A 24062-nucleotide genomic window follows, 5' to 3' on the forward strand; every position below is an offset into this window, starting at 1 on the left:
TCGGATTCTGCCATCAACTTTACAGTTCCTTTATAAATTATTTTTGTGTATTCAGATTAAATGAAAATATTCCTTTTGTCATCATTTATTTAAATATTTAAATCAAATAAAATTGAAAATTGTTGCTTTCTAAAATACATATTGCATATATCAAAATGTCAATAATGAACATTTGTTTTGGTATAGCTGTATACTGTTTAGACAAATTTATTTGCCCAAGCCTATAAATATTTGAAAAAAAATATCATTATTCTTAGAGCTACAGTTGCATTTGCTGTAAATAAAAGTTAAATCGGCAGGTATAAATCACATATACATGAGGCTTTACTTATCTGTATAGGTTTCAAATCCTCAACTTTTTACTTATCCTCGGTATGGAAATTGCCGATCGTGGGCTGCTTGCTGCCTCTAGTCAGACAATGCATTTCCATGTAGGGCATGTAAACGAAGAATACTAAATATTCATAAGAATTATTTGCAATAACTTTTATCTATAAATTAATATAAAAAACAATTATTCATTGTGTTCAGAGTCATCGAAAGTTAATGTGATAAAAGTAAATTTTGAATATAAAACAATAAAAGATTAGGATAATATGATGATTAATGCACAAACAGCTTAACAGGCAAAATTGCTGAGGATTTATTCATGGCACAACTAACAGGTTTGACATTTGGCGGTAAGGCATGGACACCAAAATTTGCTCAGGAAATCGACAAGGACAAATGTATCGGCTGTGGCAGATGCATTAAGGTATGCGGATACAATGTGCTTGGTTTGAAGGCACTCAATGAAGAAGGCGAATTTGTGGAAGATGAAGATGATGAAGAAATTGAACGGAAAGTAATGGCAGTTACTTCTCCAGACAACTGTATTGGTTGTGAAGCTTGTTCGCGGATTTGTCCAAAGAACTGCTACACACACGTTGCTTTAAATAATTAAGGTTTTTGGAGTTAGTCAAAATTGTTGTTCGTTGCAAGAGGCACTGTTTGAATAAAGCGCAAATCCGCTAGGCAAGGTAACTTGAGGGGAATACTAAATATTTACTGGAACTAATAAAAAGTTCGCGGTAAACAAATCGTAAATCGCAAAATGTTAGCTATTAACAAATTTAAACTTGCTGCTAATATAGCCTAATCAATATTAGGTCTAACAGTGCCCTTTTAGAACAATTAGCTTGTCTGAAAGCAGGGGGCTAACTTTGTGGTATGAGTTCAACTATAATTTGTCATTTTTTGGGGGAAAGATATGGAAAAAATCTGGAAGTTTCCCCCATTTTTTATGGCTACACGTTAGAAAGTTAATAAGTGAAAAGGGAGAAGGGAATTGGGACTGGGGAATAGGAATTAGGAAGACAAAGAATAGTTTTTCTAATACCTAATACCTAATCCCCATTACCCCTTATCCCCAGAGGGGGCCCCACCTTCCCCAGTACCCAATACCCAGTACCAATAAAAGACTGTTTACACAGGTAGCATGTATGCAACAAGTTCCTGTTTCACTATGGACTCTGGTTGCTGGGATAGTAGTTACAGCAATCAGTATTTGGCTCGGTCACAACCACACTCTCATGCCGGTGCAGGCATCGTTACAAGCGCCTTTGGTAGACGGTTTTTTCAACGTCATGTTTACCATTGCGATCGCACTCTTCTTGGTGGTAGAAGGAACAATTATAGTTTTTTTGGTCAAGTTTCGTCGCCGTCGCGGTGATGATACCGATGGTTTGCCAATAGAAGGCAACGTTCCCTTAGAAATCTTTTGGACAGCAATTCCCACAGTGATTGTCCTCGGCTTGGGCATCTACAGCGTAGATGTTTTTAACCGAATGGGCGGCTTTGAGCCTGCTGGTCATCCTCATTCAGCAGCTCATGTTGCTCATATACCGGGGAGTGCTTTGGCAGCTACATTAAGCGATACTGAAGCAACAACTGCCCCAGCAATAGCCCCAACAATCGGTATTGGCGCGTCTCCTCAAACTCTAAACAAACCAGCCGATTTAGTTGTTGATGTCAAAGGCATACAGTACGCCTGGTTATTTAGCTACCCTGATAGTGGCATTACCTCTGGGGAATTACACATACCCGTTGGTGCTGATGTGCAACTCAACCTTTCAGCACAAGATGTAATTCATTCATTCTGGGTGCCAAACTTCCGCTTGAAACAAGATGCACTTCCTGGTATCCCTACCGAACTGCGATTTGTTGCCACCAAACCAGGTACATATCCCGTAGTTTGTGCTGAGTTGTGCGGTGGTTATCACGGTTCAATGCGGACACAGGTAATTGTCCACACGCCAGAAGAATATGATAGCTGGCGGACAGAAAACCAGATTGCTCAACAACAAAACTTAAATCAAGTAGTTGCAATTAATCCAGCCGACTTATCAACATCAGAGTTTCTCGCGCCCCACACCCATGATATGGGAATTAGTGCAGCAACTCTAGAGTCATTGGTCATTGGTCATTAGTCATTGGTCATTGGTCATTGGTCATTAGTTATTAGTCATTGGTCATTAGTCATTAGTCATTGGTCATTAGTTATTGGTAACGGACAAATGACAAAGGACAAATGACAACGGACAAATGACAACGGACAAATGACAACGGACAAAGGACAAATGACAAAGGACAAAAGACAAATGACAAAGGACAAAGGACAAAAATATGACACAGGTAGAATTTCCCCGGAATACTCCACCAGACGAAAAGAAACCGGAAATGGTGACTGGCCACACTTCGCATCCGAAGGCGTGGAAATGGCAGGACTATTTTACATTTAATGTTGACCACAAGGTTATTGGTATTCAATACCTGGTGACGGCGTTTGTGTTTTATCTCATCGGCGGATTGATGGCTGTTGCTCTGCGTGTGGAATTAGCAACACCAGATGCAGACGTACTCGACCCCAATCTGTATAACGCTTTCATGACCAATCACGGGACGATTATGATCTTCCTGTGGATTGTTCCTAGCGCCATTGGGGGATTTGGTAACTATTTGGTGCCCTTGATGGTTGGTGCCAGGGATATGGCGTTTCCGAAGCTGAACGCGATCGCCTTTTGGTTAAACCCACCAGCAGGTGCGCTGATATTAGGTAGTTTCATTTTCGGCGGTTCCCAATCTGGTTGGACAGCTTACCCACCTTTGAGCTTAGTGACAGCACCAATCGCTCAAAGTATGTGGATATTAGCGATCGTTTTGGTGGGAACTTCCTCAATTTTGGGTTCGCTGAACTTTGTAATCACCATTTTGATGATGAAGGTTCCTAGCATGAAATGGGATCAAGTACCCCTATTTTGCTGGGCAATCTTAGCAACCTCTCTGCTGGCGCTTCTCTCCACACCTGTATTAGCAGCCGGTTTAGTGCTGCTGTTGTTTGACCTCAACTTTGGCACCTCTTTCTTTAAACCAGATGCAGGCGGTAACGTTGTAATTTATCAACACTTGTTCTGGTTTTATTCTCACCCGGCAGTATATCTAATGATTCTGCCCATCTTCGGCATTATGTCCGAGGTAATTCCAGTTCACTCGCGCAAGCCAATCTTTGGTTATAAAGCGATCGCTTATTCTAGTGTAGCCATCTGCGTTGTCGGTTTGTTCGTCTGGGTACACCACATGTTTACCAGTGGCACACCCGGTTGGATGCGGATGTTCTTCACCATCTCTACTCTTATCGTTGCAGTTCCCACTGGCGTGAAGATTTTTGCCTGGGTTGCTACCCTTTGGGGTGGTAAAATCCGCTTCACAGGTGCGATGCTTTTCGCCATTGGCTTGTTGTCCATGTTTGTGATGGGCGGCTTAAGTGGTGTGACGATGGGAACAGCCCCTTTTGATGTTCACGTCCACGACACATATTATGTAGTCGGACATTTCCATTACGTTCTGTTTGGCGGTTCCGTGTTTGGCATCTATGCCGGTATTTATCACTGGTTCCCCAAAATGACCGGACGAATGTTGAATGAAAACTTGGCACGCATTCACTTTGCCCTTACCTTCATCGGTACTAATCTGACCTTTTTACCCATGCACGAATTGGGTTTAAAAGGAATGCCGCGAAGAGTGGCAATGTATGACCCCCAATTTATCGACCTCAATCAAATTTGTACCTTTGGTTCATTTGTTTTGGCGATATCGGTAATTCCTTTTGCCATCAACATAATCTACAGTTGGCTGAAAGGACCTTTGGCTGGTGATAATCCTTGGCAAGCTTTGACTTTAGAATGGACAACTAGCTCACCACCTGCAATTGAAAACTGGGAAGTGTTGCCGGTTGTGACTCATGGCCCTTATGACTACGGTCACGAACATAAAACTGAATTACAGTCATCAGCAACGCCAGAAGCTAGTGCTTAGTACAGCTTTGTTTACGTAAAAACGTAGCGTTTTAAATGCAAGCCGATGCATTCACAATGCAAGCCGATGCATTCACATTGTCAGGTATTGCCAAATTTAATTCGCTACGAATTAATGAAATGCTGTACTTAGTTAAAAAAGAACTCTTGTGGGCTTGGACATCTGAAAACCCATCCCACAAGAAAATCAAGATTGTGAAGAATTCAATTGCCCGACGCTTCACCTTTAAGGGTAAACAATATGACCATAGCTACGACAAGCGAAGAACACAGTGCAGGACACGAAGAACATCCAGATTTAAGAGTTTGGGGTCTGTTAACGTTTCTCGCCTCTGAATCCCTGATGTTTGGTGGATTCTTTGCCACTTATTTGTTTTTTCGGGGTACTACAGCAGTTTGGCCTCCAGAAGGAAGCGAAGTAGAATTACTTGTGCCGACAATTAACACCATTATTCTGGTGTCTAGTAGTTTCGTGATTCACTTCGGCGATACGGCGATTAAAAAGAATAACGTCAAGGGAATGCAATTGTGGTACGCAATTACTGCAATCATGGGGGCAATTTTCTTAGGTGGTCAGGTTTATGAGTACTCAACATTAGGATACGGACTGACTACCAACGTCTTCGCTAACTGCTTTTATATCATGACTGGGTTCCACGGTTTGCACGTTTTTGTGGGACTGTTATTGATATTACGTGCATTGTGGCGATCGCGTCTTCCCGGTGAATATTCTGCAACCAATCATACTTTCATCGAAATGACAGAAATTTACTGGCACTTCGTAGACATTATTTGGATTGTATTATTCACCTTGGTGTACATTCTCACTTTGTTTTAACAAAAGTTAGGAGTGAGGAGCCAGAAGTTAAGAGTTAAGAATTTATCACTTCTAACTCGTAATTCACAACTTCTAACTCATAACTCCTAACTCCTAACTCTCGAGGACTTTCTTATGCAAGCTAATACAAACCAATTCTCATGGTTCCAGGTTCCAGAAGACATTAAAAATTTATTAGTTTTAGCTGCACAAAACTGGGAGAATACATCAGAATCAGAAAAATATATTCAACAAGCTTTAGCACAAACTGGTAAAAATACAGATGTATTGGTAGCAGCATATAGATTTTTCTATTATAAAAATAATTATTCTCTTGCACTACAAACAACAATCAAATTATTAGATAAAATTAAAGAACTAGAAAATTTTCCTGATGACTGGGAGCAACTTAAGCCGATACTAGTCAATCGCAAAGAAGAACCACAAATTCGATTGTACTTAAATGCTTATGCTGCTTCTGGGTTAGTACTAGCAAAGTTAGGAGAAATCGAGCAAGCCAAAGAAATCAGCACCAAAGTCAAACAGATAGACGAAAAGAATGATTTTGGTTCTGGTATTCTGCTGGATATTTTGACACGTCCAGCAGAAGAAGATGATTAATTAGTTAATGCGCTTCTCTGTAAAAGAGTGAGGGGATGAGGGAGCAGGGGAGCAGAGGAGGCAGTGCGGTCTTGGGGGTTTCCCCCAGGAGCAACTGCCGTCGAGCAGAGGAGAAGTTACAGTAAGTTTTTCCCCTCTGCCCCCCATCCCCTTTTTCCCTTTGCTTCTTGTGCCCAATGCCCAATGCCCTTTTTGTGAAAATCATGAACAATTGGTTATCTACTAAATCCTATTCTTTATTAGGAGCAAGTACTGATAGTAACTCTATCATCCCTACTATTACCATACCTACTAAACTTCCTGTAGGTAACATTCCTAATGTCTCACCAATCATTGTGATCCAATCTTCTCCACTATCAATTTAAAAGTTATGAAAGGTAGGGATTGGTTACTAACGAGAGATGGTCAGCATCAAGCTTGTAAATCTGTCAGAGCCTGGGATTTATTGAGAGAAAATTACCGCCTTTATCGGTTTTTAACTGAGGTGGAAGATGTTCTCAATAATGGAGATGATCGAGTCAGTTGTCTGCCAGAAATTCGGATGCTCGTAAGGCGCTTGATTGTAAATTCCTACTGGGTACGAAGTCAAACTTTAGAGCCTTCACCCAAAACGGGAACCTCTGTTTTACTCCTATACGATGAATTGGGTTTTCCCTTAACTGTGCAAACAGTAACATTTGCACCGGGAACCCGATCGAACATTCATAATCATGGGACATGGGGAATAGTTGCGGTGTTAAAAGGTCAGGAAAAAAATACTTTTTGGCGACGCACTAATAGCCCAGAATTTCAGGACAAAATCGAAGCAACGGGAGAGTTAACTTTATTACCAGGAGATATTATTAGCTTTACTCCCGATGCAATTCACTGTGTAGAAGCAGTGGGTGATGAACCAACTGTGACTTTTAATATCTACGGTGAAACCGATCCCAATGAGAGATTTGAGTTTGACCCAATTAAGTATAGTGCTAAAAACTTTTAGCATCACGCAGTAGGGGCACACAGCCGTGCGTCCCTACAAACGAATCGTATTCTACTAAGAGGTAGTTAAATGGCAAGAGTAATTTTCTATAGCAAACCAGGCTGTAAAGGTGGTACTAAGCAAAAAGTTTTGCTCACAGCTGCTGGTCATGAAGTGATACCAGAGAATCTGCTAACAGAACCTTGGACAGTTGAGCGGTTGCGTTCTTTTTTTGGCGATCGCCCCGTAGCCGAATGGTTTAATCTTTCCGCCCCTAAGGTAAAATCTGGTGAGGTGGTTCCTGAAAAAATCGATGCCCAAACCGCCTTGACGTTGATGCTAAAAGAGCCACTGTTAATTCGCCGTCCTTTGTTAGAAGTAGGCGATCGCCGCGAGGTAGGATTTGATGTCCAAAAGATTGATACTTGGATTGGCTTACAAGCTGTGGATGAATCCTTGCAAGAAATCAGCGACAAGCTGATGAAGCAAGATTTGCAAAACTGCTCCCACGGTCATGGTCATCATCACCATAATCATTAGGATGGCTGTAACCATCATGGCGAACAACATCAAAAGCAAGCCAGCTTGTAGTCATTAGATTTCTTCCAAAAGTCCATAAATAACACTCTAGCCCTGCCAAGGTTACTTTTATTACCTTGACAGGGCTAGTACAGTACGGCGTAAATAAGCCACCTATTTAAAATGTCTAAAACTCTCACACAATGGTAATTAAGAATTACGAAAAGTGTTAGTAGTCTTAGAGGATGTTTGAAAAATCTTAGTCTTTAGCTAACTTCTTGTTGGATGTGTAGTAAACCTTACTACCACTATCAGGTACAAAATGGCAGCTGACACATGAATTCCATAACGACTTCCAAATAGGTTCTTCCGATTTGTGGAAATACTCACCCATAACTGGTTTTATCGCCTCAGTTGCCTTCAGCAAATTGTAGTGAGGGATGTTAAGGAATATATGGTGAGCAACATGAGTACCGATATCGTGATGAATATGATTAACTAAACCATAATCACGGTCAATACTAGAAATTGCACCCTTGAGGAAAGTCCAATCTTCTCCACGATACCAGGGAAGCTCTGGCTCAGTGTGGTGCAAAAATGTCACCAAATCTAGCCAAATTATGAATACAAGGTAGGGCACAGCATAATATTTCAGCAACCACATCCAACCCCATTGATAGGTGAGGAAGCCAAGCAAGCCTACCATGCCAATCAAAAGTACAGTACTAGTGATGACATCCCATTTTTCTGATGCTTTGAAAAGCGGACTACTGGGCAAAAAGTGGGAGCCTTCTTTATTAGGAGAACGCTTAAACAGATACAGAGGATAAGCCAAGAGAAAAATATAATATCGGACTATCTTTTGGGCTAAAGGCATCTCTTTGTATTCTGATTCTGTCACCGGATACCAGCTTTCATCGTTATCGATATTGCCAGTATTTTTGTGATGGGTTCTGTGGCTGATCCGCCAACCATGATAAGGAACAAGTATTGGTGTGTGAGAAAGATGTCCAATCAAATCATTGAGCCATTTATGCTTAGAAAAAGATTGGTGTCCGCAGTCATGCCCGACTACAAACAAAGCCCAAAACATTGTTCCTTGCATTAGCCAGAAAATCGGAAAGAAAAGCCAAGAATCCAGGTAATTAGCTACGGCATAAAGCAGACCGATAATCAGGATGTCACGAAAAAAGTAAAAAAGTGATTTTGTTACATTGGGCTGAAAGCATTCAGCAGGGATTGCAGCTTTTAAATCTTGAAGAGTGAAAGGTAATTTAGTGGAATCCTCAGACGTTTCGTAGCCAGTAGGATTATTGAACGTGACGATATTTGATTGCACTGGATTCTTTTGTTGGATATAAATCGGAACTTTATTTGAGACAAGATAATCTCACCTCTAGGATGCCCACGAAAGTAGCGATCGCTAACATCAAAGAAGATAAATTTTGGCAATTTAGCTAACAAATTTTAGTTAGTAAAAAGTCGCCAAATTCTATTTCAACACAGCATGATAAACGCTCTCGTTGAGTTCAAGAGCGTAAGTCTAATCACAGCGCTATTTATTGCTCTGTATAATATTCGTTGAAAGTTTTATAGCCAACATCAGTTGTGTATAGTTGACACTGGTCTGTAATCTGCTTCATTAAAGACCAAGAAAACTGACACTCATCATGGAGATAAGGCTCCCAATTTTCTTTGATGCTGCTGTAAGCTAACCGCAAATTATAAGAAGGAATCGCAGTGGAAATATGATGAGGGACATGAACATTGATATCGTGGCACAGGATTTCTACCCAACGCGGATAATCGCAATGAATAGTGCCAAATAGCTGTGCTAGAGCTTCGTTCCACTTGTTCGCTGTCGTAAAAGGAACATCTGCGGCAGTATGGTGAACAATAGTAAAAGTACTCATCCAAAAATGGTAAATCATCCAGGGCACTAGCCAAAATTTGACAAAGCCCCAGATACCAGTTGTGGCGATCAGAGTCGGGAAAGCGATCGCCGCAAACACAACTACTACAGCCACAGACAGTTTGATACTCGATTGGTCTTTCGTTTTGAAGTTCCGCCAATCAAAATGCACTACAGCCCAATGTCCAATGGAACCTACCCACCAGAAGCGTTTACGCATGAACAGTTCAAAAGCAGACTGTCGGGTTTTATCCCAATCTTCAAACACTTCTGGTCTGATTGGATGCCAAGCGTTGTCCTCATCCAGCTTGTTGGTATGAGTATGGTGATAATTATGCTTAATGCGCCAACTGTGAAAGGGATAAATTAGCGGCATCATGAAAAAATGCCCTACCAAATCATTTACCCAACGACGTTTGGCAAAAGACCTGTGACCGCAATCATGGCCAATTACAAAAAAACCTGTTAAAGCAGTGCCCGTAAAAATCCAAGCTAGGGGCAAGAGAAACCAAGAAGCGATAATCAGGCTGTAATAGCCCAAGGCAACTGCCAAGACACTGAGTATTACTTGTGTCCAAGCTTTGCGACGGTTCTGCTGAAAACATTCCCGTGGCAGGGTTTTGACAATATCTTTGAGCCGAAAGTCGGAATTACTAGGCTCGTCACTTAGTTTCTGGCTATTAATTATTGATGTAGTCATGGACACCTAAAAAACAACAAACTCCTCCACCAAGTCACTAAAAAGTAACTTGCCGTAAAAATTCTTCACATTAGCGCTTCGGATTATAGCAACCTAACCGACACAAGCGCACCAGTAAATAGCTTTTTGAAAAGTTAGGAGTTAGAAGTGATGAATTATGAGTTAAAAACGTTACACATCCTAACTTTTGTACAGACGCGATTAATTGCGTCTCTACTCCTAACTAACTTTTGTTGGGGCCAACTTCACATTAGTTGCCAGACCAACTGCTTGCAGCAATTGAACTGTCATCCAGGTTAAATCGATTTCCCACCATTTCAGCCCGTGACGAGCTGAATATTGAAAAGCATGATGGTTATTATGCCAGCCCTCACCAAAAACTAGTACGGCTACCCACCAGCAATTAGTCGATTTATCGCCAGAATCATAGCTTTGATAGCCAAATTTATGAGTCGCGCTGTTCACCAACCAAGTGCAGTGGTAAACCCAGACAATGCGAACAAAAATTCCCCAAATAACAAACGGCCAGCCACCTAGAAGCAAAAGCAATACACCTAGAGCAACCTGGATTAAAATGAAATATTTTTCTAAAAACTGATAAACTGGGTCTTCGGCAATGTCTTTGGTGAAACGAGGAACATCAGCGTGAGCGGGACAGTAGTGAATCAGCCAATCCATGTGGCTCCACCAGAAGCCTTTATTAGAATCATGGGGATCGGCATCAGTATCTGAGTGTAAATGGTGAATGCGATGCGTCCCTACCCACTCAATTGGGCCTCCTTGACACGAGAGTGTGCCGAAGAAAACCAAGAGATACTCTAGCCACTTGGGAGTTTGAAAACTGCGGTGAGTAACAAGGCGATGAAATCCAAGAGTAACTCCTAAACCACCTGTTATCCAGTACAGCAAGAAACCCACACCAACTGCCGTCCAGCTAAAGTTACCAGGAACAAAGGCAAATAAAGCGCCGATGTGCAGTCCAATGAAAAATAGGGTATTGACCCAGTTAATTTGAGGTTTGGTTGAAGTAGCAATTGTCATGCAGTAACCTGAATTTTAATTTTCCAGCTTAAGAACAGCGCGATCGCAAAATCCGCATATCGATAATTTTTTTTTGAACGAGGAACTGATGAACAGCTTAGAACAGCTGCGGCAAGCAGAACAGGCACTATTAGAAATTTTTTCTGGTATTGACGCTCAGGTCAAGCATAATCTAAAACGAGTGCTGGATGCTTTTCGTAATCACCGTGTAGGCGCACACCACTTTGCAGGTGTAAGTGGTTATGGTCATGATGATTTAGGACGAGAAACTTTAGATAAAGTTTTTGCCGAAGTTATGGGCGCTGAAGCTGCGGCCGTGCGGGTTCAGTACGTTTCCGGAACTCATGCGATCGCCTGTGCTTTGTTCGGTGTTCTCCGTCCGGGAGATGAAATGTTAGCAGTGGTCGGTTCTCCTTACGATACGCTTGAAGAAGTTATTGGTTTACGGGGTCAAGGTCAAGGCTCTCTTATTGAGTTTGGCATAAATTACCGCCAATTGGAGCTAACCCCAGAAAGAACCATAGATTGGCAAGCAATAAGTACTAGTGTGGCTGAAAACACTCGTTTAGTCTTAATTCAGCGCTCTTGTGGCTATTCTTGGCGTCCTAGTTTATCAATTACTGATATTGAAAAAATCGTCCACTTAGTCAAACAGCAAAACCCAAACACCGTTTGCTTTGTAGATAACTGTTACGGCGAATTTATTGAAACCAGAGAACCCACAGCCGTAGGTGCTGATTTAATAGCGGGATCGCTGATTAAAAATCCTGGTGGCACCATTGTCAGTGCTGGTGGTTATGTCGCCGGTCGCGCCGACTTGGTGGAAGCATCCGCTTGTCGCCTTACTGCTCCCGGTATCGGTAGTTATGGCGGTGCTACTTTTGACCAAAATCGCCTGCTGTTCCAAGGTTTATTTCTAGCGCCGCAGATGGTAGGAGAGGCAATGAAAGGGACTTATCTTACTGGTTATGTATTTGATAAACTCGGTTATCCAGTCAATCCCGCTCCCCTAGCTCCCCGTGGAGATGTAATTCAGGCAATTAAACTTGGTTCTGCCGAAAAGCTAATTGCTTTCTGTAAAGCCATACAACAGCATTCTCCGATCGGTTCCTACTTAGACCCTGTTCCAGATGATATGCCAGGTTATGAGAGCCAGGTGGTTATGGCTGGGGGGACATTTATTGAAGGGAGTACTTTGGAATTATCAGCCGATGGGCCTTTGCGTGAACCTTATGTAGTTTATTGCCAGGGTGGGACTCATTGGACTCATGTAGCGATCGCCCTAGAAGCTGCGATCGATGCAGTTGGCAGTATCGATAGACAGGAGAAGGGCGAGTAATGAGCGATCGCCACACCACCACTGCTGCACGTCTCAATGTTTACACTCAAGGTCAAGGATTCCCAATTTTGGGCTTACATGGTCATCCTGGTACTGGTCGTAGTCTTTCTGTGTTTACCAATCATTTATCAAAACGCTACAAAACTTTTGCCCCTGATTTGCGCGGATACGGCAAAAGCCGCTACAACAGCAATTTTGACATGAATGACCATTTGACTGATTTAGAAGCACTGCTAGACCGTTTGCAGATTGAAAAGTGCCTGGTATTGGGATGGTCACTTGGGGGCATTCTGGCAATGGAGATGGCATTACGTTTGCCAGAGCGCGTTACTGGGCTGATTTTGGTGGCGACAGCTGCAAAACCCCGTGGCAGTCATCCTCCTATTACTTGGCAAGATAATTTATATACTGGCATTGCTGCCTTGTTGAACTATATAAAACCGAGTTGGCAATGGAATATTGAAACTTTTGGTAAGCGATCGCTTTTCCGCTACTTAATCCAACAACATACATCTACCAGTTACAATTACATCGCCAAGGAAGCAGTACCAGCTTATTTGCAAACCTCTCCAGCTGCTACTCGCGCCCTCTATAGTGCAATTCAATCAGGATACAATCGGCTTCTAGATTTAGAACAAATACAATGTCCTAGTTTAGTACTTGCTGGCGAAAAAGACCGCCACATCACATCTGATTCCAGCTTAGAAACTGCTCGACATCTCCAAAATTCTCAGTGGCAGTGCTATCCCAACACTGCTCATCTTTTTCCGTGGGAAGTTCCCCAGTTGGTGCTAAATGATATTGATCATTGGCTCGAAGAACATCCGCAGGTAATTCGTAATTCGTAATTCGTAATTCAACTGAGAATCACAGGAATTGACAATGAAAGGTTTAGCCGTTACAGGTGGGGTCTAAATCTTCACCCGTAACGTAATTACGAATTAGGAGTTGTTAATAGTTCAAAATAGTCAAAAAATTTTGACTATTGACGAAGAAATCGAGAAGGAAGATGTGGTGATGCAATGAGTGAAAAAGACGCAAAAAGTCCTCTTAAAAGGATTTTCTGTGTCTCCATATCTTTGCGTCCCCGCATCAGAGCATCCTTTTCATTCTCTGGCCTAACTTAAATTTGACCGCCAAAGGCAGGCTGTACTTTGCGGTCAAATCTTTCCCCCAAGTCGTCAGCAATTGTTAAGTTACTAGGTTTGCAGCGCTTGACATTCACAACAATTCCCTGCGCTCCTTCAAGCTCCAAATCTTCTATGTATCCTTTGCTTGCTAATCTTGCATCAGAAGAATTTAGAAATGGCCCGAAGTAATACGTGCAACGGGGATTCTGCGTCACAATCTCTACCCACCAAGCCAAGCCGATATAGTCGAACGTGTTAATTAACACTTCCTTGAGGTTATGCCAAATGGTTTTCATGGTTTTCGCTGATTTATAAACGTCTACAGGGTATTAAACGATAGGGTACTTTATTATCTTTTACATTTCTTTATACTCTGTTACTGTTATTTTTTCAAAGAGAATTTTTGCAATTTATCTAAGTGCAGCGTATTTAGCGATCGCTGGCGATAAATCTCATAAAGCGCCATACCTGCGGCTACAGAAGCATTCAGGCTGGGAGTCTTACCCTGTAGAGGAATCGATACTAAAAAATCACAGGAGCGCTGAGTCAACATACCCAGACCTTCACCTTCTGAGCCGATTACCAAAACGATGGGGCCAGTGAAATTGACTGTATGCAAAGGTTCGCTGCCACTTGCAGCTGTGCCGTAAATCCAAAAGCCAGCTTCTTTTAATTCTTCTAAGGAGCGGCTGAGGTTGACAACTCTAGCTACAGCAAAATTTTCTAAAGCGCCTGCTGCCACTTTCATGACTGTGGAAGTGATCCCAGATGCCCTTCTTTGGGGAATTACCAATCCTTGAGCGCCTATTGCTTCAGCTGTGCGAATAATTGCTCCTAAGTTGTGGGGATCGGTAATTCCGTCAGCCACAACAATTACAGCATCAGTTACAGATTTGCACTGCTCAATTAGATCGGCCAATTCCATGTAAGCGTAGGGAGCAATTTGTGCAGCCACACCTTGGTGATTAGCGCCGTTGGTGAGATAGTCTAAACGTTTGGGTTCAACCTCATCAATAACTGTGCCATTTTCCTTTGCTTGCAAAAGGAAATGGTGAAAGCTGGGATCGTACCGCAGACGGGTAGTAATCCACAGACGGTTGAGATTGCGCTGATTTTGCAATGCACTCAATACTGGATGACGACCGTAGATGAGATCGTTATCTTCTTCTGTAGATTGTGTAGATACAGATGGCTGAGAAAAGTTGCTATTTCGTTGTCGGGAATTGCTATAACTGGGGTTGCTATCTATTTTCTTGGGATTGCGATTCGGATTAACAACAGAGATGGTGTTGCCATCTACTTTTCTGGGGTTGTGAGTTGGATTCGCACCAGAAATAGGGTTACTATCTACTTTTCTGGGGTTGTGAGTTGGATTCGCACCAGAGATAGGGTTACTATCTACTTTTCTGGGCTTGCGAGTCGGATTCGCACCAGAGATGGGGTTGCTATCTATTTTCCTGGGATTGCGAGCCGGATTAGTAACAACACGTTTACCTTTAATTTTTACGGGTTGTCCACGATTTGGTTCGTTTGAAGTATTGACTTTTCTGGGTTTATCCTGCATTTGAGTTATGAATATAGCGTATGGTCGATCGTTCCGATTACCTCTATTTTTTGAATCTAATCTAGTGCTGTGGCTACTGCGAAATTGAGTTTTTACTCTTTTTCTAGATGAAGTATTTGCAACAGTTCGGTTAGACGTTGGTAATCGGTGATATATAAGTAGCCTATTAAAGTTTCTAGACTAGTTGCCTGTTGATAAATTTCGGGATTAAGTCGCTTAGGGCGTCCTGTTGCGGCGTTTCTACCCCGTCGGACAATTTCTAATTCGGTATCCCTGAGATGAGGAATCAGCGATCGCAAATGTAGCGCTTGTGTTTCTGCTCTTACCTGCTCCACTACCAGACGATGGTAAATTCCTGACCGCTGCAATGGCAGCAGATAGAACATTCTAACATACAACTCATAAATTGCATCCCCCAAATATGCTAAAGCACTAGGAGAAATTTGTTGCACTTGTGAGAGAGAAATCTGTTGGAATGGCCCTGTGGTTGCCAAGAGTGCTTCAGTCCAAGACAAGCTCTGTTTGGGAGTTTCATCTTGTCCATTTAATAGCTCTTCCTCCTGTGACTTCACAAATAAATCATTCCTTGACGGGCTACATTTGGCAGGCATTCTTCGCAAAGACTGATTTTTCTGAAGTATGCCGTGATAGTATACTTAGCATAATCAATACTATCAAAATTACTTCTTAATTTCATCTTTTTGATTGAGAGTTGGCATTTAAAATCACCCTGATGTCAACATCTATAAATCAAACTTCGCCTACTTCTTGTGGTCTGCGCCTAATATCGGGTAAAATTTTAACATCAAATTCACCCTTGTACTTGGTAGCATCGCCATACTTACTGAGTAGACGACAACTTTTAACTATACAGCATCAAGTCAAATCTATCTATAAACAAATCTGCTGACTTTGTATTTCTTACAACAAATATCTCAGACTTGATTATTTATCCAATATTCTAGCCAACGATTACATACCCACAAATTGGGTCTCTATATCTTTAGTTATTACTCAACTTTAAACATAATAGCTCAACTGGCTTTATGCCTCTCCCACAAGGAGAGAGGTTTTCTGCCAGAAGTTTTAAAAATTAAGCTATCCGATTTTGAATCTGGATAGCTAAATTTACCTCTGAGATCGAGCAATCAAGACTACTTGACGTTTTCTAGAGCGTCTTCAACTGATTTTTGCAGGGAGAGAAACTTCTCTAGGCGAACAAGCTTGACCGTTTGAGTTACGCGGGCATTCGTGACAATTTGCAAAGTGCCATCAGCAGTTTGAGCTTGCTTGGCTAGCTGCACCAGAGCGCCCAAGCCAGAGCTATCAACAAAGTCAATTTGTGAGAGATCCAAAATAATGTGCTTAGGGCCCTCGTCTATCTTGCTGCCAAGTGTCTTGCGAAATGTCGGCTCGGAAAAAGCATCTAACAAACCTGTGAGGCGGAATAGCTGACAGTTATCCCGGACTTCACGAGTGCCTCTCAGGCTAACGGTTAGATTTAGTGGCTCAGCAATAATTCCCTCCTCATGAGTTAAAGTGAACGCTCAAGTATAGATGGTTTTTGAGCAAGTTGTCTACAATCTGTTGGAATAGCGGATTGGGTACTGGGGATTGGGGATTGGGGATTGGGGATTAGGAAATTTCTTTCCTATCACCCAGTACCCAGTACCCAGTCCCCAGTCCCCATTCCCTATTTTTACCTCACCTCTGCCACGGCTTGACGTGCTGTTCGCATGGCTTGAACAAATTGCTCAAACAAGTAATCAGCATCGTGGGGGCCAGGGCTAGCTTCTGGATGATACTGTACGGAGAACACTGGTAGAGATTTGTGACGTACCCCGGCAATAGTGCGATCGTTTAGGTTTAGATGGCTGATTTCTACAACTGCCGTAGGTAAAGAATCTGGGTCAATAGCAAAACTATGGTTTTGACTAGTAATTTCTACTCGTTGTTGTAAACCGGCAGGCTGATTCAAACCACGATGACCAAATTTGAGTTTATAGGTTTCTGCCCCTAGTGCATGACCTAAAATTTGGTGTCCCATACAAATACCAAAGATGGGTTTTTCACTTAATAGGAGAGCTTTGGCAGTCGCAATCCCTTCAGTGACAGCAGCAGGGTCGCCAGGCCCATTAGAAAGAAACACACCATCTGGATTGTATTTGAGAATTTCCTCTGGTGGTGTATCAGCAGGTACAACAATTACCCGACAACCATAACTGACTAAGCGACGTAGGATATTGCGTTTTACACCAAAGTCAAGGGCAACAACAGTAAAGGCTTTCCCAAGATTTTCCCCAGTTTCAGAGTTAAATTCCCAAGCTGGAATTGTGGGATCGGACCATTCATAAGCCGTTGAGGTGGTGACTTCACCAACCAGATTCAATCCTGCCATGTTGGGAGCTGCTAGCACCTGCTCTAGCAATTCCGCTTCATCGAGAATGGTTGTAGAAATACCACCGTTCATCGCTCCGAACATCCGAATTTTGCGGGTGAGAGCGCGGGTATCAATGCCGTATATCCCTGGTATTTGGTTTTGTTTGAGGTAGTCAGGTAAAGTTTGTGTCGATCGCCAGTTACTCGGACGGTGACAAATATTCCGGGCGATCGCACCCCGCACTTGGGGCCCATCTGATTCTTCATCTTCCAGATTGACGCCAGTATTCCCCAATTCAGGATAGGTAAAAATCACAATTTGACCGCGGTAACTAGGGTCAGTCAGAACTTCTTGATAGCCTGTCATACCAGTGTTGAACACCACTTCTCCGATCGCGGTTCCCGTCGCACCGAAAGACCAACCGCGATAAGTGGTTCCATCTGCTAGGACAAGTAAAGCTGGTATTGAGTCAGTCAGGGGCATAGGCGATAGATTAGGGATTGGGGATTGGGAATTGGGAATTGGGGATTGGGTACTGGAGATTGGAAAATAGTATTTTTAATCTTATTCCCTAGTCCCCAGTCCCTAGCCCCCAGTCCCTAGTCCCCAATACTGCGATTGTTAATTATCCCATGAGTTGGGCAATTGGGAGTTTTAAAGATAGTTAATTAAAATTAAAAAAGAATTAAAGTAGCGGGAGTGGATTTGGCAAAGCTTGGGCAGTTAAAATTAATTATGCTTCAGTCTTTTTTATCCCGTGCAACCCTAATTTTTGTATCAAGCACTCTAGCGGTTTTGTGCGTTGCCTGTAGTGAAGACAAACTGAACACCGCTACTGTTGGCGATGAGCAACCTACGCCAATTGGGGATCTAGCACCAGTCCAGCCTACCGTTAAACCAGTAAGACCAGCAGCTACCCCAGAAGCGCAGCCGCTAGATCCGTTTGAAAGTGAACCAAGTCTTTTTGAGATGGGACGAGACAAAGCTGTTGGCGCTTGGAGTATCAGCCAATCGGCTCAATCTCCAGATGATTGGAAATTGGTGGCGAGTCAGTATCAGGATGCGATCGCGCTAATGCGAAAAGTGCGGCGACAAAGCCCAGAATTTGCGATCGCTCAAACCAAAATCACGGAATATCGCCGCCAAGTTAAATATGCCCAACAGCAAGCTAATCCTCGCCCTGTTGCAGTTAGAGAACCTCAAAAAATAGTCGTTGTTGTTCCTCAAAGAGAAACCACACCAAAGTTAACTTTACCTCCACGAGAAACAAAACCGTTATCACCAGAGCCAGCTTTGCCTTCATCAGCAGTGGTGATTCCCGATGAAGCAGTATTTACAGCGCCGATAAAAAGACGAATTGGTGGTACGCCAATTGTGGAAGTTACCTTTAATGGCCAGCAACAATTTGAGATGATTGTGGATACGGGAGCAAGTGGCACTGTCATCACCCAAGAGATGGCTAATGCTTTGGGAATCGTCACAGTGGGAAAAGCTAAAGCAAATACCGCCAGTTCCAGAGCGGTAGAATTTCCTGTAGGCTATGTTAATTCGATGGCCCTTGGCGGGGTAGTAGTGAATAGAGTAGCAGTAGCGATCGCAGGTGCTGAACTAGATACTGGACTTTTAGGACATGACTTTTTTGGCAACTACGATGTCACCATTAAGCGTAATGTGGTAGAGTTTCGCCCGCAATTGCGATCGCAAATCAATCCGCCAGAAACTCAACTAACTGCTCCAACTTCGTCCAAGCAGCCCCACTTTGTAGGATATCCTTAGCGATTTTAATACCCTCGGCGTGATCGAGAAGTGCGATCGTACCCGCGACTTGCAGCGCCAACGACGCATTTAAGGCAACTGCATCTTGTTGCGCCTGAGTTCCCTTACCTTGGAGTACCGCCTTGAGAATCTCCGCATTCTCTTGGACATCTCCACCCCGAAGCATACCTATGGGAGCTGGTGTTAAATCCAAATCTAGGGGATTAATAGTAGTTAACTGCACTTCGCCGTTTGATAACACCGCTAAGTCAGTTTCATCTCCTAACCCAGCCTCATCAAGTTTTTCTCGCCCGTGCAATACAATCGCCTTTTCCTTGCCCAAATTCTGTAAAGCTTCGGCAACAGTTGCCAAAAGTTTGGGAGTAAATAAGCCCACCACCTGCCCAGTTGGACGCAAGGGATTTACTAACGGCCCGAGCAAATTAAAAATTGTTCGCACTTTCAAAGTCCGCCGTAATGAGGCAACAGCCTTGAGTGCTGGATGCCAACCAGGAGCAAACAAGAAGGTGATCCCCACTTCTTGTAGTGCTGCTTGTACTTTTTCACTAGAGGCACTTAAGTTTACACCCAATGCTTCCAATACATCTGCACTTCCTGTGAGACTTGAAGCTGAACGATTACCGTGTTTGGCGACAGGTATGCCAGATGCAGCAGCAACAAAAGCAACTGCTGTGGAAATATTAAAGGTTGATGAACCATCGCCACCAGTGCCACAGGTATCAATTAAGGGTATTAGGGATTGGGGATTAGGGATTGGGGATTGGGTAGATTCTTGCCCAGTCCCCAGTCCCCAGTCCCCAGTCCCCAGTTTTGATTGAGATTGTAATACTTCAGCCATGCCGGTCAACTCGTCGGCAGAAATGCCTCTAAAGTTCAGTGCTGTTAAAATTGCTCCCGATAATTCTGGGGGAACCGCTTCACTGAGCCAACCCTTCATCAATTCAGCAGATTGAGTGCGAGACAATGATTGTCCATCTATTAATTGTTGCAGCAGGACATACCAGCTAGCAGAGGATTCTTGAGCAGGGATTGGAGAAGTTGCCATAGCTAAGATTTGTATGTTGTAGCTATATTGATAGCTATGGGGTTATCCTACCGGAAAATTGGAAGCTATCAAAGTTAGGCTTAAATCTCAAGGCTTAATTGCAAAGCTGGATTAGCAAGATTCTGAACTTGTGATTTTTTCTTCAAATCAAGTTTAACTTTGTAGTTAGTAATGAATAACTCTTTTCCTTTAGCTGCACCACTCTGCTTATAGTTATTCATCCCATACTGTAATTCCCACTCTGAAATATTAGCCCATTGAAAATTTTCTCGAATGTGCAATGAGTCATCGTAAGTTATCAGCCAGCGATGATGACATTGTTGCAACAGGTTAGCAAATCTCTCATGTTCAAAACAAGTGTGCAAGTCACCATCTTTACCGTATAGCTTTGATTTCGTAGCGCTAAAATATGGCGGATCTAAAAATAAAAATACATCTTCCCCTTCTAATTTTAATAGGTGGCTGTAATCCAAATTAGTAATTTGGACATTTTCTGAGAGAATATTTTCTAACTTTTCTAGCCGTTCTATTGAAGAATCAGTAAATCTTTTATGAAAAGCTTGTTCAGAAAAACCGCCTGATTCTACAGTTCCTGAAAAAGTAATTCTATTGAGTACGAAAAAGCGAACTGCTCTTTCTAAATCAGATAAATTATTTACATTTACACTAGTTAATTCTATAAAGAGTAATTTACCATTTGTATATTTGACTTTAATATGTCGAATTTCTTTAACTAATTGACCTATATCAGTTTGGGCAACCTTCCAGAATAAGAAGAGTTCGCGGTTTAAATCGTTAATCCAAATTTTGATATGCGGAAACTTTTGTCTTAAATAAATAAATACAGAACCACCACCTACAAAAGGTTCTCGAAATTCCGAAAAGCTCTCTGGCAAGTATTCTACTATCTGATTAATTGCTTTTGACTTACCACCAGGATATCGCAGAGGACTTTTGATCATAACCAAAAATTATAAGGTTTAAAAATTACTGGATACTTCTATTTGAAGTTTCTGATTATTTTCAGCTTCTAAAGCCAATTTTTTAATAATTATTTTTTGATTTGTATTAAAATTTTTAATATTAACTTCTAAAAAATACTTAAGTTCTTCTAGTGATGCATCTGGAAAGACAATAGAACCAATAATATTGTTACCTGTAAGCTTGAGCTTTGTAGCAAATAATACTTCCTGCCCATTCAATACTAAAGAATCTAAATTAGAAAATAAAATTAGCTTGAATAAACCATCTTGAATATCAGGAAGCTTTGGCAAAGATGCTGTTGAAGTATTTTTTGACTCTTGTATAATATACATGTTATTCTCGAATATTATCTCATCAGGAGTCAAATAGTAAATTCCGCCAAGATAGTTTTCAATACTAAAAGTTGCTTTTAATCCATCCACTAAATATTCTAGCTTATGAGAAGTCAGCGCTTCTCTCTTACTAGCACTATGAGAACCTTTAAGAGAAATATTCTTAAATTCCTCAAACTCTTCTCTGATCTTATGTAAATATTTATCTAATCCTTCTCGTGAGTGAATTATTACTCCAGTTTGATGAAAAATAGAATCATAAGAATCTAGAGCTTTTTCAAAAGTTTGTGTAAATCTTTCTTCAAATAGATTCTTATTCCAATGAAGTGCGCTTTGGCGATATGCTAATATCTCGCTGATTTGAAATTTAACAAAATCATTATAAAATTTCTGATTACTCAACTTGTTCTTATTAATTTGCCCCTTTTTAGTACTTTTTTTTGCTGTTTCGTAATAAGCAAGTACTATATAGATATTAAGCAAATTCATCCAAGAAATTGTAGAGTATTGAATTTTGTCTATATCACCATCTTTGCCCTCATCTTTAATCACCGGGATAATAGTTATAACTTTCGAGGAATTATATGTGTTATAAATTCTCGCAAATGGGTAACTTCTGGTTCTCTTAGGTGATACCCATTTTGAATAAGCAATTTCAGTTGTAGGTGACTTGATTAATCCATAACCCCTTTCTTTATTGATATCAAATACATCTAAACTAATCCTACTTAAATTATCGTCCAAGTAAGTTTTATAGGTCACTCCTTTGATAAATCCTGTAAAATGAAGAACTTCTGCCATATATCCAAATTTTTCTTAATATTTATTTTTGCCATAGTTTAGTTCAGCATTGGTTATTAAAGCATAGAAATGACCAAGCAAGAGTTAATTTCCTCCTGAATAGCTACAATTTTCTGAAGTAGTTAGCTGTTGGGGCGTAGCTTGCCCTCGTAGGCGATCGCAAACCTACTATCATAAAACTACGTACCCGTAATACCTCTTACTGAATTTTCTCTTGAGTTTATGTTGCAATTTCGTAAAAGTCTGTTACATTACTTTACAGGCAGTTATAACTGTTACAACATAAAAGCTCGGAGTATTTTTTATGGCAAACGTTAAGAAGACTACGCCTTCGGTTTCAGAAGATCCTAATGCTTTGCGCTGGGGCTTCACTCCTCAGAGCGAAAATTGGAACGGTCGTTTTGCAATGATCGGTTTTATATCTGCTGTTGCGCTTGAAGTGTTTTCTGGTCAAGGGATTTTACACTTCTGGGGCATCCTTTAGATTTAAACGTTTTTACCTTCATTAGATTATGAGGCAAGGCGGGGATTAGTAAAATTATCTGTCTTGCCTCATAATCTCAAGAATTAGAAAACTCGCCAGCAACTAGCGTGATGAGCGAAATATTACACGGCCTGGAAATTCTTCTTGATTGATTCGCGCATATACTCGAAGACAAGTTAAGACTTCGCCAGGAATACCACCACAGTCTAGTTGCAAGTCATCCTTGGATGAAGCACAGATATCTGCATAAAGTCCCGATAATTGGCGAATTCGGACTTCATTACCTGCATTAATAGCTTCATCAGCGACTTTCTTCAAAATGCGCCGTGATTCATGTTGTAGCTTTCCCCACCAAGAATAGCGTTCAGCCGGTGGTACAAATACTAGGGAATGTATCGCTTCGTCCATATCAATCCAAGCACGAAGAATTGATAGGGGATCGGTATTTTTCTCTGCTTTTTGGGTGCGTTGGAAGCGATCGCTTAAAGCATCAATATATTGATCGCGCTGTTCTGGTTTGGAGTGTAAGGAAATGACATCGAAGCTAAAAACGCTCTTTAAAGCATGATGTAAATCTGGGTCTATTTCGATAAAATTCATATATAAAAATAGAAATGCTGCTGGTAAATCGGATGCATTACCTTGGGGAATTTTAGAATTTGAAAGTGCTTGTTGATACAAGCTCAATCCCTGAGCTTGAACAGTACCAGTAAGTCCGGGGTAGATAATTTCGTCGCGGATAAAGGGAAGTTGAAAAAGATTAGAATTATCTGCGATCGCACCAACTTCTTGAGCTAAATCCAAGGTGCGCTGTCGCCAAGTTGCAGCTAAATCCTCTGGGACTCGCAGCAGTTTGCGTTGAATCTCATTCCACAAATCAGAGTCTGTTTGGCTTTGCAGTTGGGAATTACCCAAATAATAACTAAGTTCTGAGTCAGAATCGAAAGCTTCTCGGAGATGACTTAGTTTTAACTCATCTGGCGCATCTTCCCAACCAGTATTTTGCTGTGGCGGTGCAGGTTGTAACAGGTTATGAAGTTCTTGCAGCACCTCATCACATATTTTAGATCCTGGATCTAGTGGAAATTCGGCGCGAGCCTGATTTAAACTAGCCTCTAGTCCATACAAACTAAACCGCAGTAATTGGGCTAACTCCGAGTTTTCTATCTCTAATAATTGACGCAAGTGCTGCATAAATATCACCTCCAAAGCGAATAAAACTTGGCAAACCTCTGCGCCCCTTTGCGTTTACTCCGCGCCCCTTTGCGTTTAAAAATATTAATTTTTTTCAACGCAGAGGAACG

Annotated in this window: 23 protein-coding genes; 11 read left to right on the forward strand and 12 right to left on the reverse strand. The window is 41.7% G+C overall.

Translation table 11 applies throughout. The features are described from left to right. Positions 1–649 precede the first annotated feature (649 nt). From fdxB to RMY32_RS24365, 7 genes are all read left to right on the forward strand, one after another. Positions 650–943, forward strand: a complete 294-nt coding sequence (fdxB, locus tag RMY32_RS24335) for a ferredoxin III, nif-specific (RefSeq protein WP_322694743.1) — start codon at positions 650–652, stop codon at positions 941–943. 538 nt (positions 944–1481) lie between these two features. Continuing rightward, positions 1482–2468: a cytochrome c oxidase subunit II gene (locus RMY32_RS24340; protein ID WP_322714068.1), complete on the forward strand. Its 987-nt coding sequence runs from the start codon at positions 1482–1484 to the stop codon at positions 2466–2468. Positions 2469–2664: 196 nt separating this feature from the next. Beyond that, positions 2665–4353 (forward strand): cytochrome c oxidase subunit I, encoded by a 1689-nt coding sequence (gene ctaD / locus RMY32_RS24345; protein ID WP_322714069.1) that lies wholly within the window; start codon positions 2665–2667, stop codon positions 4351–4353. Positions 4354–4593: 240 nt separating this feature from the next. Continuing rightward, complete coding sequence (locus RMY32_RS24350; protein WP_322714070.1) at positions 4594–5190, forward strand: heme-copper oxidase subunit III; 597 nt, start codon at positions 4594–4596, stop codon at positions 5188–5190. A gap of 114 nt (positions 5191–5304) precedes the next feature. After that, positions 5305–5790, forward strand: a complete 486-nt coding sequence (locus RMY32_RS24355) for a hypothetical protein (protein ID WP_322714071.1) — start codon at positions 5305–5307, stop codon at positions 5788–5790. A 370-nt stretch (positions 5791–6160) separates the two neighbouring features. Continuing rightward, the gene (locus tag RMY32_RS24360; protein ID WP_322714072.1) at positions 6161–6772 is read left to right on the forward strand and encodes a cupin; all 612 of its coding nucleotides are present in this window, start codon (positions 6161–6163) and stop codon (positions 6770–6772) included. Positions 6773–6841: 69 nt separating this feature from the next. Next, positions 6842–7291 (forward strand): ArsC/Spx/MgsR family protein, encoded by a 450-nt coding sequence (locus RMY32_RS24365; RefSeq protein WP_322714073.1) that lies wholly within the window; start codon positions 6842–6844, stop codon positions 7289–7291. A gap of 238 nt (positions 7292–7529) precedes the next feature. Here the strand turns inward: RMY32_RS24365 and RMY32_RS24370 are convergent, their stop codons facing one another. From RMY32_RS24370 to RMY32_RS24380, 3 genes are all read right to left on the reverse strand, one after another. Further along, on the reverse strand, positions 7530–8609 hold the full coding sequence (locus tag RMY32_RS24370; protein ID WP_322714074.1) for a fatty acid desaturase: 1080 nt from the start codon (positions 8607–8609) through the stop codon (positions 7530–7532). A gap of 220 nt (positions 8610–8829) precedes the next feature. Continuing rightward, the gene (locus RMY32_RS24375; protein WP_322714075.1) at positions 8830–9882 is read right to left on the reverse strand and encodes a fatty acid desaturase; all 1053 of its coding nucleotides are present in this window, start codon (positions 9880–9882) and stop codon (positions 8830–8832) included. A 219-nt stretch (positions 9883–10101) separates the two neighbouring features. Further along, the gene (locus tag RMY32_RS24380) at positions 10102–10923 is read right to left on the reverse strand and encodes an acyl-CoA desaturase (RefSeq protein ID WP_322677631.1); all 822 of its coding nucleotides are present in this window, start codon (positions 10921–10923) and stop codon (positions 10102–10104) included. A gap of 88 nt (positions 10924–11011) precedes the next feature. Between RMY32_RS24380 and RMY32_RS24385 the strand changes: the two genes are divergently transcribed. Both RMY32_RS24385 and RMY32_RS24390 read left to right on the forward strand, forming a co-directional pair. Further along, positions 11012–12262: a methionine gamma-lyase family protein gene (locus RMY32_RS24385; RefSeq protein WP_322714076.1), complete on the forward strand. Its 1251-nt coding sequence runs from the start codon at positions 11012–11014 to the stop codon at positions 12260–12262. After that, a complete protein-coding gene (locus RMY32_RS24390) occupies positions 12262–13110 on the forward strand; it encodes an alpha/beta hydrolase (RefSeq protein WP_322714077.1) in 849 nt (282 codons plus the stop codon). Before RMY32_RS24385 ends, RMY32_RS24390 begins: the two co-directional genes overlap by 1 nt. A gap of 275 nt (positions 13111–13385) precedes the next feature. Here RMY32_RS24390 and RMY32_RS24395 read toward each other — a convergent pair whose 3' ends face one another. The 5 genes from RMY32_RS24395 to carA all read right to left on the reverse strand — a co-directional run bounded on the left by RMY32_RS24395 (position 13386) and on the right by carA (position 17819). Continuing rightward, a complete protein-coding gene (locus RMY32_RS24395; protein ID WP_322677628.1) occupies positions 13386–13688 on the reverse strand; it encodes a DUF1816 domain-containing protein in 303 nt (100 codons plus the stop codon). A gap of 86 nt (positions 13689–13774) precedes the next feature. Further along, entirely contained in the window at positions 13775–14956 is a 1182-nt protein-coding gene (gene rlmB / locus RMY32_RS24400) for a 23S rRNA (guanosine(2251)-2'-O)-methyltransferase RlmB (RefSeq protein WP_322694755.1), read from the reverse strand. 92 nt (positions 14957–15048) lie between these two features. Beyond that, positions 15049–15528 carry a Mini-ribonuclease 3 gene (locus RMY32_RS24405; protein WP_322714078.1) on the reverse strand — a complete coding sequence of 160 codons (480 nt, stop codon included), beginning with the start codon at positions 15526–15528 and terminating at the stop codon, positions 15049–15051. A gap of 582 nt (positions 15529–16110) precedes the next feature. Further along, positions 16111–16476: an STAS domain-containing protein gene (locus RMY32_RS24410; RefSeq protein ID WP_084227153.1), complete on the reverse strand. Its 366-nt coding sequence runs from the start codon at positions 16474–16476 to the stop codon at positions 16111–16113. A gap of 179 nt (positions 16477–16655) precedes the next feature. Further along, entirely contained in the window at positions 16656–17819 is a 1164-nt protein-coding gene (gene carA, locus RMY32_RS24415; protein ID WP_322714079.1) for a glutamine-hydrolyzing carbamoyl-phosphate synthase small subunit, read from the reverse strand. Between the two features lie 252 nt (positions 17820–18071). Between carA and RMY32_RS24420 the strand changes: the two genes are divergently transcribed. Next, a complete protein-coding gene (locus tag RMY32_RS24420) occupies positions 18072–19112 on the forward strand; it encodes a retropepsin-like aspartic protease (protein WP_322714080.1) in 1041 nt (346 codons plus the stop codon). Here RMY32_RS24420 and trpD read toward each other — a convergent pair. From trpD to RMY32_RS24435, 3 genes are all read right to left on the reverse strand, one after another. Beyond that, on the reverse strand, positions 19042–20157 hold the full coding sequence (gene trpD, locus RMY32_RS24425) for an anthranilate phosphoribosyltransferase (RefSeq protein WP_322714081.1): 1116 nt from the start codon (positions 20155–20157) through the stop codon (positions 19042–19044). The genes RMY32_RS24420 and trpD overlap by 71 nt on opposite strands. Before the next feature lie 80 nt (positions 20158–20237). Continuing rightward, the gene (locus RMY32_RS24430; protein ID WP_322714082.1) at positions 20238–21119 is read right to left on the reverse strand and encodes a DNA adenine methylase; all 882 of its coding nucleotides are present in this window, start codon (positions 21117–21119) and stop codon (positions 20238–20240) included. An 18-nt stretch (positions 21120–21137) separates the two neighbouring features. Beyond that, the gene (locus RMY32_RS24435; protein ID WP_322714083.1) at positions 21138–22274 is read right to left on the reverse strand and encodes a hypothetical protein; all 1137 of its coding nucleotides are present in this window, start codon (positions 22272–22274) and stop codon (positions 21138–21140) included. Between the two features lie 304 nt (positions 22275–22578). On the opposite strand from RMY32_RS24435, the gene RMY32_RS24440 reads away from it, so the two are divergent. Then, complete coding sequence (locus RMY32_RS24440; protein ID WP_322714084.1) at positions 22579–22758, forward strand: high light inducible protein; 180 nt, start codon at positions 22579–22581, stop codon at positions 22756–22758. Between the two features lie 102 nt (positions 22759–22860). Here RMY32_RS24440 and RMY32_RS24445 read toward each other — a convergent pair whose 3' ends face one another. After that, complete coding sequence (locus RMY32_RS24445) at positions 22861–23952, reverse strand: hypothetical protein (protein ID WP_322714085.1); 1092 nt, start codon at positions 23950–23952, stop codon at positions 22861–22863. Positions 23953–24062 lie beyond the last annotated feature (110 nt).

Source organism: Nostoc sp. ChiSLP03a (assembly GCF_034531215.2).
Classification (GTDB): domain Bacteria; phylum Cyanobacteriota; class Cyanobacteriia; order Cyanobacteriales; family Nostocaceae; genus Nostoc.